Origin of the sequence: Methyloversatilis sp. MC4-4 (assembly GCF_049843555.1) — a bacterium.
Lineage (GTDB): Bacteria > Pseudomonadota > Gammaproteobacteria > Burkholderiales > Rhodocyclaceae > Methyloversatilis > Methyloversatilis discipulorum_B.
Genome location: NZ_JBBHZK010000005.1, coordinates 235,588 through 250,465, shown reverse-complemented (window position 1 = coordinate 250,465; position 14,878 = coordinate 235,588). Strand labels below are relative to the sequence as shown.

The following is a 14,878-nucleotide window of genomic DNA, read 5'->3' as shown; positions in this document are numbered from 1 at the left end:
CTTCCGCGACTTTCCACAGCGGGCAGGCGCGTGAAGATCATCATTCTCGGGGCAGGACAGGTCGGTTCCTCGGTGGCGGAAAACCTGGTGTCGGAGGCCAACGACATCACCGTGGTCGATACCGACGTCCCGCGCCTGCAGGCGCTGCAGGACCGTCTCGACCTGCGCGTGGTGGCCGGCAATGGCGCCAGCCCGGCGGTCATGCGTCAGGCCGGCGCCGACGACGCCGATCTGCTGATCGCGGTCACCGCGTCCGACCAGACCAATCTGTGCGCCTGTCGCATCGCGCAGACGCTGTTCAACCTGCCCACCCGCATCGCCCGGCTGCGCTCGATCGACTACGCCGACTACCCGCAGCTGCTCGACGACAACAACTTCGCCGTCGATTTCTCGATCTGTCCGGAACAGGAGGTCACCGACTACCTGAAGCGGCTGATCGCCTTCCCGGAAGCGCTGCAGGTGATCGAGTTCGGCAAGGGCCGGGTGAGCATGGTGGCGGTTCGCGCGGTCGGCGGCGGGCCGCTGGTCGGGCGCCAGATCAAGGCGCTGCGCGAGCACCTGCCCGACATCGACGCCCGCATCGCCGCCATCTACCGGCGTGACACCGCCATCATCCCCGATGGCGACACGGTGATCGAGCCGGGCGACGAGGTGTTCTGCGTTGCCGCGACCGAGCACATCCGCGCCGTCACCGCCGAGCTGCGCCGGCTGGACAAGCCGATGCGCCGCATCATGATCGCCGGCGGCGGCAACATCGGTTACCGCCTCGCTTCGTCGCTGGAGAACCGCTACGAACTGAAGCTGATCGAGCACTCGCGCACGCGCGCCGAATTCCTGTCCGGCAGCCTGCACAAGACACTGGTGCTGGCCGGCGACACCACCGACGAGATGCTGCTCGAGGCGGAGAATGTCGACGACATGGATCTGTACCTGGCGCTGACCAACGACGACGAAAACAACATCATGTCGTCGCTGATGGCCAAGCGCATGGGCGCGCGCCGCGTGGTGGCGCTGATCAACCGCCGCGCCTACGTCGACCTGGTGCAGGCGGGCGCCATCGACATCGCCATCTCGCCGGCACAGGTGTCGATCGGCTCGCTGCTGGCGCACGTGCGCCGCGGCGACGTGGTGGCGGTGCACAGCCTGCGCCGCGGTGCGGCCGAAGCGCTCGAACTGGTGGTGCACGGCGACCGCAAGACGTCCAAGGTGGTCGGTCGGCGCGTCGATGAGATCAAGCTGCCCGAGGGCGCGATGATCGGCGCCATCGTGCGTCACTCGGAAAAACCGATCAGGGTCGAGGTGACCGATCTGGCCGTGCGCGAGACGCACGAGCAGGTGATCATGCCGCACCACGACACGGTGATCGAGCCGGAGGACCACGTGATCGTGTTCTGCTCGACCAAGCGTGTGGTGGCACGGGTCGAGGGGCTGTTCCAGGTCGGATTCGGGTTTCTCTGATGCTGGCCGTACTGAATGTGCTGGGCCGCCTGCTGGCGGTGTTCAGCCTGACCTACCTGGCGCCGATCGCCTGCTCGCTGGTGTTCCACGACGGCATGCTGTGGCATTTCATCGACAGCATGGCAATCAGCGCGGCCGGCGGCGTACTGCTCTACATGGCGACGCGACGCCACTACCGCGAGCTGAAGCCGCGCGACGGCTTCCTGCTGGTTACGCTGTCCTGGGTGCTGATGTCGGCCATCGCCGCGGTGCCGCTCATGCTGTCCTACGACACGATGAGCTTTACCGACGCGTTCTTCGAAACGATGTCCGGCCTGACCACGACCGGTGCCACGGTCATGACCGGGCTGGACCATGCGCCGCAGTCGATCAATCTGTGGCGCCACCTGCTGAACTGGATAGGCGGCATGGGCATCATCGTGTTCGCTGTCGCCATCCTGCCGCTGCTCGGCGTCGGCGGCATGCAGCTGTACAAGGCGGAAACGCCGGGGCCGATGAAGGACAGCAAGCTCACCGCGCGCATCACCGATACCGCCAAGGCACTCTACCTCGTCTATGTCGGCATGACCGCCGTGTGCCTGCTGTCGCTGCGTCTGGCTGGCATGGACTGGTTCGACGCCGTCTGCCATTCCTTCTCGGCGATGGGTCTGGGCGGCTTCTCGACACGAGACGCCAGTGTCGGGGCCTTCGATTCGGTCCTGATCGAGTTGGTGCTGAGCTTCTTCATGCTGCTGGCCGGCATCAATTTCGCCACCCACTTCCTGGCCGTCCGGCGGCTGTCCATCGGTCCCTATGTGCGCGACGCCGAAGCACGCGCCTACCTCACCATCATGCTGCTCGCCTTTGCCGGGCTCACGATCTTCCTGCTCGCCGAGGGCGTGTACGACGACGTGGGCACCTCGGCACGCATGGTCCTGTTCAATCTGGTGTCGCTGGGCACCGGCAGCGGCTATGCCAGCACCGATTTCGCGCAGTGGCCGATCTTCGCGCCACTGCTCATGCTTTTTCTGGGCGGTCTCATTCCCTGTGCCGGCTCCACCGGCGGCGGCATCAAGATGGTGCGTACGCTGGTGCTGTTCGGTCAGAGCCAGCGCGAAATCCTGAAACTGATCCACCCGGCGGCGGTACGCCCGCTGATGATCGGTCGCACCGCCGTGTCCGAGCACGTCGCCCAGTCCGTGCTGGGATTCATCTTCCTGTACTTCATGAGCGCCGCGCTGATGGTGTTCGCGCTGCTGCTGACCGGTCTGGATTTCATCACCGCCTTCACCGCCGTGATCGCCTGCATCAACAACATCGGCCCTGGCCTTGGCGAGGTCGGACCGGCCGGCAATTACCAGGGGCTGACCGGCCTGCAGACCTGGATCTGCAGCTTTGCCATGCTGCTCGGCCGGCTGGAGGTGTTCGCCGTGCTGGTCATCTTCACCCCCGGTTTCTGGCGCAAATAGGTCCGATCGTCGCCTGCCCGGGCAGGCAGGCGGGCGCATCGGCTATCCTTGCGCCCTGCACTTCAAGGATTTCCCATGTCCGCACTCCGCAACGACACCTTCCTGCGCGCGCTGCTGCGCCAGCCCACCGACTACACGCCGATCTGGCTGATGCGCCAAGCCGGCCGCTACCTGCCCGAGTACTGCGCGACCCGCCGTCGCGCCGGCAGCTTCCTGCAGCTGTGCAAGTCGCCGGCCATGGCCTGCGAAGTGACGCTGCAACCGCTGGAGCGCTTTCCGCTCGACGCCGCCATCCTGTTTTCCGACATCCTGACGGTGCCGGACGCGATGGGTCTGGGGCTGTATTTCGCCGAGGGCGAAGGCCCGAAATTCGAGCGCCCGCTGCGTTCGGAAGACGCGATCCGCGCGCTGGCTGCGCCCGACCCGACCGCCGAACTGGGCTACGTCATTGATGCGGTGAGTGAAATCCGCCGCGCGCTGGACGGTCGGGTGCCGCTGATCGGCTTCTCCGGCAGCCCGTGGACGCTGGCCTGCTACATGGTCGAAGGCGGCGCCTCGGACGACTACCGGCACCTGAAGACGCTGATGCTCGACCGCCCGGAACTGCTGCACCACATGCTGTCGGTGACCTCGAAAGCGGTGACCGTCTACCTGAATGCGCAGATCGAAGCCGGTGCGCAGGCGGTGATGATTTTCGACTCCTGGGGCGGCGCGCTGTCGGCGCACGGCTATCGCGAATTCTCGCTGGCCTACATGCAGCGCATCATCGCCGGCCTGAAGCGGGAAAAGGACGGCCAGCGCGTGCCGGTCATCATGTTCACCAAGGGCGGCGGTCAGTGGCTGGAGGCGCAGGCCGAAGCCGGTGCCGACGCGCTGGGCCTGGACTGGACCACCGATATCGGACTGGCCCGCCAGCGGGTCGGCGACAAGGTGGCGCTGCAGGGCAACTTCGACCCGACCGCCCTGTTCGCACACCCGGAGGGCATCCGTCGCGAGGCGCGACGGATTCTCGACAGTTACGGCAATCATCCGGGCCACGTGTTCAACCTCGGTCACGGCATTTCGCAGCACACGCCGCCGGAGCACGTCGCCGCGCTGGTGGAGGAAGTTCACCGCCACAGCCGCGCTCTGCGGGCAGGCTGAACCGGGCAGCCGGCACGTTCCGCCGGCTTTTTCCGCACAGTTCGGCCACCGCAAGGGGTTGACTTATGCACAGTCGGCCGCTCAGGCCGACTACAAGCCGAAGGGCCGGTCCACTACAAGAGCCCTCCGCGCAAGTCACTGATAAGCAAGGAAGTATTTTTTTCTTGACGCCTGGCGGAAAATTTGGTGGCCGTTGATGTCAGGTTCGTGACGGACGGACACGAAGTTTCCCACAAAGTTATCCACAGCTTTTGTGGCACTCAAAACCTTGCCGGATGAGTGCGTTGCGGACACAAGCACCCAGTCTTGTTGAACGACATGCCGCAAGTCACTGAATCCATTAAAAGCCCGCATCAGCGCTTGGAAAGCACCGCAGCAATTCTGCCGTCGCATCTGTTGCAGGTCGCGCTTTCGCGACCGATTCCCACGCTGTTCGACTATGACGCCTCGGCCTTTCCCGATGCCGAACCGGGACAGCGTGTGCGCGTGCCCTTCGGCCGCAGCGAACTGTGGGGCATCGCCTGGGGCTGGCGCGAAGCGGGCGAGGTCGACGCTGCGCGCATCAAGCCGCTGCTCGACATCGACCGCGGCAGCCCGCCGCTGCCGGCCAGCTGGCGGGCGCTGGTCGAGTTCGTCGCCCACTACTACCAGCAACCGATAGGCGAAGTGGCGGCGATGGCGGCACCGCCGGCCATCAGCGCGACCCGTGCCGAGCGGGCCAACCGGCGTTTCCGTGCCACCCCGGCCGGCACCGCCGCGCTCGACACGCTGCCGACGCGCGACGTCCGCCGCAAGCTGCTCGCCGCGCTGACCGAGGCCGGCGACCTGAACGAGGCGGAACTGCGCGCTCTGTCATCGCGCGCCGCCGTGGCCCTCGAACGCCTGCTGGCCGACGGGCTGATCGAGCCGGCCCTGCCGCAGGCGCCAGCCGAGGCCGCACATGTACTGAGCGCCGACCAGGCGGCGGCGCTGGCCGCCCTGCAATCGACCGCCGGCTACGCCGCCAGCCTGCTGCACGGCGTGACCGGCAGCGGCAAGACCGAGGTCTATCTGCGACTGATCGAGGATCAGATCGCCGCCGGCCGGCAGTGCCTGCTGCTGGTGCCGGAAATCGCGCTGACGCCGCAGTTGCAGGCGCGCGTCGCCGCCCGCTTCCCGCGCGCCTGCCTGCACGTGATGCACAGCGAAATGAGCGACGGCGCCCGCGCGATGGCCTGGGCGGCGGCGCAGTCGGGTGAGGCTGACATCCTGCTCGGCACCCGGCTGGCCGTGTTCGCGCCGCTGCCGCGACTGGGCTGCATCGTGCTCGACGAAGAACACGATCCGTCGTTCCGCCAGACCGAGGGCGTGCGCTATTCGGCGCGCGATGTCGCCATCTGGCGCGCCCGCAACGAAGACGTCCCCATCGTGCTGGGCAGCGCCACGCCGTCGCTGGAGACGCTGCGTCACGCGATCGACGGCCGCTACCGCTGGCTCAGACTGACCACGCGCGCCGGCAGCGCCCGCCTGCCCGAGGTGCATCTGGTCGACACGCGGGTTTTCCGCGCCACCGACGGCTTGAGCCAGCCCATGCTGCGGGCCATCGAAAGCCGGCTGGGGCGTGGCGAACAGACACTGCTGTTCATCAACCGCCGCGGCTACGCACCGGTGCTGAGCTGCCCGGCCTGCGGCTGGGCCGCCGGCTGCACCCAGTGCACCGCCAACCTGGTGCTGCACGCCGCCGACCGCCGGCTACGCTGCCACCACTGCGGCGCCGAAGGCCCGGTGCCGCACGCCTGCCCGAAATGCGGCAACCAGGACATCCAGGGCTATGGCCGCGGCACCCAGCGGCTGGAGGAAACGCTGGCCAGCCGCTTCCCGACCGCACGCCTGCTGCGCATAGACCGCGACAACGTACGCGGCCGCGAGCACTGGCAGGAACAGCTGGACCTGATCCGCCGCGGCGAGGTCGATCTGGTGGTCGGCACCCAGTTGCTGGCCAAGGGCCACGACTTTCCCGGCATCACGCTGGTCGGCGTGATCGGCGCCGACGCCTCGCTGCACGCCGCCGATTTCCGCGCGCAGGAGCGGCTGTTCGCCCAGCTGATGCAGGTCGGTGGTCGGGCCGGTCGGGCCGACACCGCCGGCGAGGTGCTTATCCAGACCGCGCAGCCCGAACACCCCTTGTTCGCCGCACTGAAGGCCCACGATTTCGACGGCTTCGCGCGCAGCCAGCTGACGGAACGCGCCGCGCTTGGCCTGCCGCCGCACGGCTTCCAGCTCATGCTGAGCGCCGACGCGCCGGAACTGCAGGCCGCACTCGACTTTCTCGAAGCGGCGCGCCGCGCCGCGCTGGCGCTGGCTGTCGATGGCGTGCAGATCTACGACGTCGTACCGATGCGCATGGTGCGCCGCGCCAACCGCGAACGCGCCCAGCTCGTGGTCGAATCGCGCAGCCGTCCGGCCCTGCGTACGCTGCTGCTGCCCTGGGTCGCCAACCTCTACCGCCTGCGCGTCGCCCGCGGCCTGCGCTGGCACGTCGATGTGGATCCGGTCGAGGTGTGAACACGCTTGCTGCGGCGGCCGTTCTCGGTTCTCATCCGCGCTCCGCCCCTGTCGAACACCCATGAGAGCCGACCAGACCCTCGTTGCCCGCAGCCTCGCCCGTTCCCGCACCGTTGCCCAGGCGCTCATCGCGGCCGGTCGGGTTCGCGTCGCTGTCGGTGCCGGCTGGACGGTAGTGACCAAGCCGGCCCAGGATATCCCTGACGGTGCCGAAGTGCAGGTCGAGGTGTCGGACGATGACCGCTATGTGTCGCGTGGCGGGCTGAAGCTGGCCGGCGCACTGGACCGGGCCGGTCTGGACGTCGCCGGCCTGACCTGCCTCGACGTCGGCCAGAGCACAGGCGGCTTCACCGACTGCCTGATCCAGCGCGGTGCCGCACGCGTGGTCGGGGTCGAGGTCGGTCACGGTCAGCTCAACCCGCGGCTGCGCGGCGATCCGCGCATCGTCTGCATCGAACACCTGAATGCGCGCACGCTGGACGCCGCCACGCTGGGTATACATATGGCGGCCGGTGGCTTCGACCTGCTGGTGTGCGACGCCAGCTTCATTTCGCTGACGCTGCTGCTGCCGCAGTGGCCAGCGCTGCTGGCGCCCGGCGGACGCGTGCTCACGCTGGTGAAGCCGCAGTTCGAACTGGGCCCGGATGCACTGGGGAAAGGCGGCATCGTGCGCGATGCGGCACAATACCCGGCCCTGGAGGTGCGCATGCGGACGTTTGCCGAAGCAAACGGACTCAGCGCACTGGATTACTTCGACAGCCCGATCAAGGGCGGCGACGGCAACCGCGAATTCTTCCTGTACGCGGCCCGGCGCGACGCGACCGACCACCATGACTGACAACCCCACGCGCATCTGCAGCGTCGAATTCTTCCCGCCGGCCACCGAAGAGGGTGCGGAAAAGCTGCGCGCCACGCGCCGTCAGCTGCGCCAGCTCAACCCGTCCTTCTTCTCGGTCACCTACGGCGCCGGCGGCACCACGCGCGACCGCACGCTCGACACCGTGCTCGAAATGAAGGCCGAAGGCCTGAACGCGGCGCCGCATCTGTCGTGCATCGGTTCGACCCGCGACAACCTGCGGCAGACGCTGGAGCGCTACAAGGAAGAAGGCATCCACCACATGGTGGCGCTGCGCGGCGACCTGCCGTCCGGCGTGGTCGATCCGGGCGATTTCCGTTACGCCAACGAACTGGTCGAGTTCGTGCGCGCCGAAACCGGCGACTGGTTCCACATCGAAGTGGCCGCCTACCCGGAAGTGCATCCGCAGGCGCGCAGCGCGGCCAAGGACCTGCAGAACTTCGTACGCAAGATGAAGGCGGGTGCCGACTCGGCCATCACCCAGTACTTCTACAACACCGACGCCTACTTCGCCTTCGTCGATGACGCGCGCGCGATGGGCGTCGAGGCGCCGATCTACCCGGGCATCATGCCGATCGCCAACTTCTCGAAGATCGCGCGCTTCTCGGAAGCCTGCGGAGCCGAAATCCCGCGCTGGATGCAGCGCAAGTTCGAAGGCTTCGGCGACGACGCCGCATCGGTCAGGGCCTACGGCCTGGACGTCGTGACTACGCTGTGCGAACGGCTGCTGGCCGGCGGCGCACCGGGCTTGCATTTCTACACGCTGAACCAGGCGGGGCTCACCTCGACCATCTGGCAGCGGCTCGGCCTGTAATTTCACCCGCGACCCTTCCCGGAGAACGGCATGCGCATCTTTTCCGTCCTCGCACTGCTGCTGGCACTGTTCGGTGGCTACACCTGGCTGGTGCTGAACTGGAGCTATTCCACCGGCGAACGTGCCGGCTACGTACAGAAATTCAGCAGCAAGGGCTGGTTCTGCAAGACCTGGGAAGGCGAACTGGCGATGGTCACCATGCCCGGCACGCTGACCGAGAAGTTCGAGTTCTCGGTGCGTGACGAGAAAGTGGCGCAGAAGCTGAACGAAAGCATGGGCCAGCGCGTGTCGCTGCATTACGCGCAGCACATCGGCGTGCCCACCTCCTGCTTCGGCGAGACGCAGTACTACGTCAGCGACGTGCGCGTGGTGGAGATGCCGGACGCCGAGCGCCGCGCCTTCGAAGCACTGCCGGCCGTACCGGCCACCGCGCCGCCAGCGGCCGCCCCCGCCCAGTGAGCCGTTCGCCGCGCAGCCTGGCCTTCCTGCTGGCGGGCCTGTCCGCCATCGGTCCGTTCGCGATCGACACTTACCTGCCGGCTTTTCCGGCGATCGGTGCCGATCTGGGCGCGACCAAGCTCGAAGTGCAGCAGTCGCTCACCATCTACCTCGGCTTCTTCGCGCTGATGACGCTGTGGCATGGCGCCGTCGCCGACGCGCTGGGCCGGCGACGCGTCGTGCTGTGGTCGCTGGTCATGTTCTTCCTGACCTCGGTCGGCTGCGCGCTGGCCACGCAGATCGAGCACCTGTGGATCGCCCGCGCGCTGCAGGGCATGTGCGCCGGCGCCGGCATGGTGGTCGGCCGCGCAGTCGTGCGCGACCTGTTCGAGGGCGCGCAGGCGCAGCGCCTGATGAGCACGATACAGCTGCTGTTCGCGCTGGCGCCGGCGGCTGCCCCCATCATCGGCGGCTGGGTGTTCGGCCTGTTCGGCTGGCGTGCGGTGTTCTGGTTTCTCGCCGCCTATTCGGCGCTGATGTGGCTGCTCTGCCTGCTGCGCCTGCCGGAAACGCTGGACCCGGATCACCGGCGCAGCCTGCATCCGGTCAAGCTGGCGCGCGATTACGCCCACATGTTCGCCCACCCGGCGCTGCTGGCGCTGGTGATCGCGGTGTCGATGAACTTCGCCGGTTTCTTCCTTTACGTGATGTCGGCGCCGGTGTTCCTGATGGAGCACCTGGGCGTGTCGCCCCAAGGCTTCGCCTGGCTGTTCGGCCCGACGGTGGGCGGCATGATGACCGGCTCCTGGCTGGGCCGCCGGCTGGCCGGCAAGATGGCGCCGCAACTGCAGCTCAAGATGGCGTACACCATCATGCTGGCGGCCGCCGTCGGCAACGTGATGCTGAATGTGCTCACCCCGGCCAGCCTGCCTTGGGCGGTGCTGCCGATCGCGCTGTACAACATCGGCCAGGCGCTGGCCATGCCGATACTGTCGCTGCTGGCGCTGGAGCTGTTCCCGCGCGCGCGCGGCATGGTGTCGTCGTGCCAGGGCTTCGCACAGTCGCTTACCAACGCGATGGCCGCCGGCCTGGTGGTGCCGGTACTGTGGGGCGAACCGCTGCATCTGGCCGCCGGCATGGCCGCTTTCGTCTTCGTCGGCTGGCTGGCCTGGCTGCGCTACCGGAGCATGCACGCATGAGCGACAAGCGCTACCAGGTACGCAGCCGCAGCGAACACAACTTCTGGCAGCACGAGGTGTTCGACAGCACGACCGGGCTGGCCGTGCTGGAACCGAACACCGACCTGTCCTGGTGTTTCGACGGCGCCGCGCTGCTCGAATCCGGACTGAGCATCGACGAGACGCTGGAACTGCTGGCAGTGCGTCCGGTGATCCGCCAGTGCGGCTGCTGAACCGCCGGCCCGCCATCCCTACCCATTAGGGATTACTCCCTCCTGAGAATTGCCGCTCGCCGTGGCCGCCCCGAATAATGCACAGGCCGGCGCACCGACGTGCGTCACCTATCGGGAGAGAACAATGAAAGTGGTGGTGGCCTACGACGGTTCGAAACACGCGCACAAGGCGATCGATCAGCTGCAGATCCTGAACGGTCCGCTCGATGCGGTCATCGTGTCGGTGGTACGGGGCCCCGCGCTGGGCATACGCGGTACCGCAGTGGAAGTGGACCAGGCCGAGATCGACCATGCACGCGCGGCACTCGACAAGGTCGCGGCCGAACTGGCGGCCCGCGGCGTGACGGCGCGCACCCGGCTCGCGATGGGCGAACCGGCCGACGTTCTGGTCGATATCGCGGAAGAGGAAAAGGCCGAACTGATCATCCTCGGCACGCGTGGCCTGAGTCTGGCCAAGCGCATCGTGATGGGGTCGGTCAGCAGCAACGTGCTGCACCACGCGCCGTGTGCGGTGCTGGTGGTGCGCTGAGGGAGCAAGTTACCTGCTCTCGTGTGCGCGGTCCCCTGACCGCGACCGCGGCGCCCGAAACATCGGACGTTTGCGTGAGCGGCGGTCCTGTCGCGGTCAGAAGACCGCGCCCACAGAGACCTGCTGCGGCATCGACGCCCGGTCAGACCAGATCCAGCCCGGACGTCACGTTCAGGTTGCGGTCCTGCGCTTCCTTGCTGTTCAGCTTGATCTGCAGGCGCAGGTCGTTGACCGAGTCGGCGTTGCGCAGCGCGTCCTCGTAATTGATGCGGCCGGCCTCGTAGAGGTCGAACAGCGCCTGGTCGAAGGTCTGCATGCCCAGCTCGCGCGAGCGCTTCATCACGTCCTTGATCTCGCCGACATTGCCCTTGAAGATGTGGTCGGCGATCAGCGGCGAATTCAGCATGACCTCGATCGCTGCCGCCCGGCCCTTGCCTTCCTTCAGCGGCACCAGACGCTGCGAAATCATCGCCCGCAGGTTCAGCGACAGGTCCATCAGCAGCTGTTCGCGCTTGTTTTCCGGGAAGAAGTTGATGATGCGGTCGATCGCCTGGTTGGAGCTGTTGGCGTGCAGCGTGGCCAGGCACAGGTGACCCGTTTCGGCGAACTGGATCGCGTGCTCCATCGTTTCGCGGTCGCGGATCTCGCCCATCAGGATCACGTCCGGCGCCTGCCGCAGCGTGTTCTTCAGCGCGATTTCCCAGTCCGCCGTGTCGAGCCCGATCTCGCGCTGCGTCACCACGCAGTTCTTGTGGTCGTGCACGTACTCTATCGGGTCCTCGATCGTGATGATGTGGCCGTAGCTGTTGGTGTTGCGCCAGTCGACCAGTGCGGCCAGCGAGGTCGTCTTGCCGGTGCCGGTACCACCGACGAAGATGACCAGACCGCGCTTGGTCATCGCCACGTCCTTCAGCACCGGCGGCAGGCCCAGTTCGTCCAGCGTCGGAATCTTGGCGTTGATGGTGCGCAGCACGCAGCCTATCTTGCCCTGCTGCACGAAGGCATTGACGCGGAAGCGGCCGATGCCGGCCGGCGAGATCGCGAAATTGCACTCCTTGGTCGCCTCGAATTCGGCCGCCTGCCGGTCGTTCATGATGGCGCGCGCCAGTTCGGCCGTGTGCTGCGGCGTCAGCGACTGGTTGGACTGCGGCACGATGCGGCCGTCCACCTTGATCGCCGGCGGAAAACCGGCGGTCACGAACAGGTCGGAACCGCGCTTGGTCACCATCAGGCGCAGCAGGTCGTACATGAATTTGAGGGCCTGATCTCTTTCCATCTGCGCTCTCCGCGGCGGTTGTCGTTGTCAGTGTAGCGGCAGGCGCGGCACTCAGCCGGCGAACATGTCCTTGTTTTGCGCACGGGTGCGCGCTTCGGCCGGCGAAATGACGTTGCGGCGCACCAGTTCCTGCAGGTTCTGGTCCAGCGTCTGCATGCCCAGGCTCTGACCGGTCTGGATGGCCGAATACATCTGCGCGATCTTGTTCTCGCGGATCAGGTTGCGGATGGCCGGCGAGCCGACCATGATTTCGTGCGCGGCAACCCGGCCGGTACCGTCCTTGGTCTTCAGCAGCGTCTGCGAAATGACTGCGCGCAGCGACTCCGAGAGCATGGCCCGCACCATCTCCTTTTCCTCGGCCGGGAACACGTCGACGATACGGTCGATCGTTTTCGCAGCGCTGGAGGTATGCAGCGTGCCGAACACCAGGTGACCGGTTTCGGCCGCGGTCAGCGCCAGCCGTATCGTTTCGAGATCGCGCATTTCACCGACCAGAATCACGTCCGGGTCTTCCCGCAGCGCCGAGCGCAGCGCGTTCGAGAAACTCAGTGTGTGCGGCCCGACTTCGCGCTGGTTGATCAGGCAGCGCTTGGATTCGTGCACGAACTCGATCGGGTCTTCGACGGTCAGGATGTGGCCGTACTCGTTTTCGTTGATGTAATCGACCATGGCCGCCAGCGTGGTCGACTTGCCGGAGCCGGTCGGGCCGGTCACCAGCACGATGCCGCGCGGCGTGTTGGCGATGTCCTGGAAAATCTTCGGCGCCTTGAGGTCTTCCAGCGTCAGCACCTTGGACGGAATGGTCCGGAACACCGCGCCCGCACCCCGGTTCTGCACGAAGGCGTTGACCCGGAAACGCGCCAGATTGGGCACCGCGAACGAGAAGTCGGCTTCAAGGTGCTCTTCGTACACCTTGCGCTGGGTGTCGTTCATGATGTCGTAGATCATGCCGTGCACATCCTTGTGCTCCATCGGCGGCAGATTGATCCGGCGCACGTCGCCATGCACGCGGATCATCGGCGGCAGACCGGCCGAGAGGTGCAGGTCGGACGCCTTGTTCTTGACGGAAAACGCGAGCAGTTCGGTGATGTCCATGACGGGCCTCGGGCAATGAATGGGGTGTTGTGCCGAATATAATTCGAAGAAATTCAGGGCATTATGATGAGCATTTCAGACAACCTGCAAGCAATTCGCCACCGTATCGCCGACGCCGCCCGCGCCTGCGGCCGCGACCCCGCAGACATTCTTCTGCTGGCGGTGAGCAAGACCAAGCCGGATGCGGACATCATCGCCGCGCATGCCGCCGGTCAGACCGCCTTCGGCGAGAACTACGTGCAGGAAGGCTGCGACAAGGCGCAGCGCCTCGAAGAAGCCGGCCTCGCGCTCGACTGGCATTTCATCGGACCGCTGCAGAGCAACAAGACGCGTCAGGTCGCGACCTGGTTCGACTGGGTGCATTCGGTGGACCGCGAGAAGATCGCCGCGCGGCTGTCCGAACAGCGCGACCCGCATCGGCCGCCGCTGAACCTGTGCATACAGGTCAATGTGAGCGGCGAGACCTCGAAGAGCGGTGTTGCTCCGGACGAGGTCGCGGCGCTGGCCGACGCCATCGCGGCACTGCCGCGACTCGCACTGCGCGGCCTGATGGCCATTCCCGAACCGACCGATGATGTCGCCCTCCAGCGTCGCCGTTTTGCGCATTTACGGCAGTTGAAGGACGATCTGAACGCGCGCGGACACCGTCTCGACACACTTTCGATGGGCATGTCACAGGATCTCGAAGCGGCGATCGCCGAAGGTGCCACCATCGTGCGCGTCGGCACGGCGCTGTTCGGGGCAAGGAGCTGATCGACGAAAGTTGCGGACATGGAAGTCGCGACCGCTAACATCCGCCTTAGCGGTGCCCGCCGGCACCGCCCTTCCCGGTTCGAACCGCCCCACCCGGATGTCTGCCGATGATTCACGTTTACACGCTGCAGGACGGCCGACTCACCCGCGCCGCCGAAGCGCTGCACGACGCGGTGCCCGACCAGGACATCGTCTGGATAGACGCGCTCGATCTCGACGGCGACGAGGAGCGATGGCTGCAACGTCGCTTCCGCATCGACGTCGAGGCGCCCGATGACGACGCCGACATCGAGGCCAGCGCGCGAGTGTTCGTCGACGCACAGGGCAATCTGAACCTGCGCGCCGATTTCCTGATCGGGCGCGGTCACGAGTACGTGACCGAGGCGCTGCGCTTCGTGATCGGCCCGCACATGCTGATCAGCCTGCACGACGACGAACTGCCCATCATGCGCCTGCTGCGCATGCGCAACCGCGCGCAGCCGGGCAAGCTTGCGCAGCCGACCGACATCCTGATCGAACTGTTCGCGCTGGACGTCGAACAGTCCGCCGATGCACTGGAACACATCTACACCGAACTGGAATCGGTCAGCGCCCGCGTGCTCGGCGAGCAGCGCGGCTCGGACGACGCAGCGGCCGACAGCATCACCCGCATCGCCCGCAACGAGGACCTGAACGGCACCATACGGCGCAACCTGATGGACACGCGACGCGCCCTGTCGTGGCTGATGCGCGAGCACCGGCTGGGCAAGGCGCAGACCGACAAGGTGAAGCAGATCCTGCGCGACATCGAATCGCTGGACGGCCACACCGCCTTCATTTTCGACAAGATCAACTTCCTGATGGACGCCATCATCGGCTTCATCAACCTGAACCAAAGCAAGGTGGTGAAGATCTTCTCGGTCGCGTCGGTCGCCATGCTGCCGCCGACGCTGATCGCCAGCGTCTATGGCATGAACTTCGCGCACATGCCCGAACTGGGCTGGCGCTGGGGTTACCCGTTCTCGCTCGGCCTGATGGCGCTGAGCGTGGCCTTGCCGTTCTGGTACTTCCGCCGCAAGGGCTGGCTGAAATAGCGGCGGGCCAGGAAACGAACGCACCCGCCCGGCAAAGTTA

The 14,878-nt window shown here is 66.5% G+C and carries 14 protein-coding genes; 12 read left to right on the top strand and 2 right to left on the bottom strand.

From position 1 onward, the window contains the following. Nucleotides 1-30 precede the first annotated feature (30 nt). The 10 genes from trkA (at nt 31) to WDZ97_RS19125 (ending at nt 10,641) form a co-directional block, all read left to right on the top strand. Nucleotides 31-1,458: a Trk system potassium transporter TrkA gene (gene trkA / locus WDZ97_RS19170; RefSeq protein WP_304000785.1), complete on the top strand. Its 1,428-nt coding sequence runs from the start codon at nt 31-33 to the stop codon at nt 1,456-1,458. Then, nucleotides 1,458-2,906: a TrkH family potassium uptake protein gene (locus WDZ97_RS19165; protein ID WP_425763810.1), complete on the top strand. Its 1,449-nt coding sequence runs from the start codon at nt 1,458-1,460 to the stop codon at nt 2,904-2,906. The genes trkA and WDZ97_RS19165 overlap by 1 nt, the downstream gene beginning before the upstream one ends. Nucleotides 2,907-2,981: 75 nt before the next feature. Beyond that, nucleotides 2,982-4,049: a uroporphyrinogen decarboxylase gene (hemE, locus tag WDZ97_RS19160; protein ID WP_425763809.1), complete on the top strand. Its 1,068-nt coding sequence runs from the start codon at nt 2,982-2,984 to the stop codon at nt 4,047-4,049. Nucleotides 4,050-4,409: 360 nt separating this feature from the next. Continuing rightward, nucleotides 4,410-6,593, top strand: coding sequence for a primosomal protein N' (locus tag WDZ97_RS19155; RefSeq protein WP_425763808.1), 2,184 nt, complete (start codon nt 4,410-4,412; stop codon nt 6,591-6,593). A gap of 61 nt (nt 6,594-6,654) precedes the next feature. Further along, nucleotides 6,655-7,431: a TlyA family RNA methyltransferase gene (locus tag WDZ97_RS19150; RefSeq protein ID WP_425763807.1), complete on the top strand. Its 777-nt coding sequence runs from the start codon at nt 6,655-6,657 to the stop codon at nt 7,429-7,431. Continuing rightward, nucleotides 7,424-8,263 (top strand): methylenetetrahydrofolate reductase [NAD(P)H], encoded by an 840-nt coding sequence (metF, locus tag WDZ97_RS19145; RefSeq protein WP_296813696.1) that lies wholly within the window; start codon nt 7,424-7,426, stop codon nt 8,261-8,263. The genes WDZ97_RS19150 and metF overlap by 8 nt, the downstream gene beginning before the upstream one ends. 30 nt (nt 8,264-8,293) lie before the next feature. Continuing rightward, nucleotides 8,294-8,722 carry a hypothetical protein gene (locus WDZ97_RS19140; protein ID WP_425763806.1) on the top strand — a complete coding sequence of 143 codons (429 nt, stop codon included), beginning with the start codon at nt 8,294-8,296 and terminating at the stop codon, nt 8,720-8,722. Further along, on the top strand, nt 8,719-9,900 hold the full coding sequence (locus WDZ97_RS19135) for a multidrug effflux MFS transporter (protein WP_425763805.1): 1,182 nt from the start codon (nt 8,719-8,721) through the stop codon (nt 9,898-9,900). The genes WDZ97_RS19140 and WDZ97_RS19135 overlap by 4 nt, the downstream gene beginning before the upstream one ends. Next, nucleotides 9,897-10,112 (top strand): hypothetical protein, encoded by a 216-nt coding sequence (locus tag WDZ97_RS19130; RefSeq protein WP_020166183.1) that lies wholly within the window; start codon nt 9,897-9,899, stop codon nt 10,110-10,112. The genes WDZ97_RS19135 and WDZ97_RS19130 overlap by 4 nt, the downstream gene beginning before the upstream one ends. Nucleotides 10,113-10,236: 124 nt before the next feature. Then, nucleotides 10,237-10,641, top strand: a complete 405-nt coding sequence (locus tag WDZ97_RS19125; protein ID WP_296813690.1) for a universal stress protein — start codon at nt 10,237-10,239, stop codon at nt 10,639-10,641. Between the two features lie 142 nt (nt 10,642-10,783). On the opposite strand, the gene WDZ97_RS19120 is transcribed toward WDZ97_RS19125, so the two are convergent. Both WDZ97_RS19120 and WDZ97_RS19115 read right to left on the bottom strand, forming a co-directional pair. After that, entirely contained in the window at nt 10,784-11,917 is a 1,134-nt protein-coding gene (locus tag WDZ97_RS19120) for a PilT/PilU family type 4a pilus ATPase (protein WP_020166184.1), read from the bottom strand. Nucleotides 11,918-11,968: 51 nt separating this feature from the next. After that, nucleotides 11,969-13,012: a type IV pilus twitching motility protein PilT gene (locus WDZ97_RS19115; RefSeq protein WP_296813686.1), complete on the bottom strand. Its 1,044-nt coding sequence runs from the start codon at nt 13,010-13,012 to the stop codon at nt 11,969-11,971. Between the two features lie 63 nt (nt 13,013-13,075). Between WDZ97_RS19115 and WDZ97_RS19110 the strand changes: the two genes are divergently transcribed. Continuing rightward, entirely contained in the window at nt 13,076-13,765 is a 690-nt protein-coding gene (locus WDZ97_RS19110; RefSeq protein WP_425763804.1) for a YggS family pyridoxal phosphate-dependent enzyme, read from the top strand. 107 nt (nt 13,766-13,872) lie between these two features. Then, a complete protein-coding gene (gene corA / locus WDZ97_RS19105) occupies nt 13,873-14,838 on the top strand; it encodes a magnesium/cobalt transporter CorA (protein ID WP_304000774.1) in 966 nt (321 codons plus the stop codon). Nucleotides 14,839-14,878: the final 40 nt, after the last annotated feature.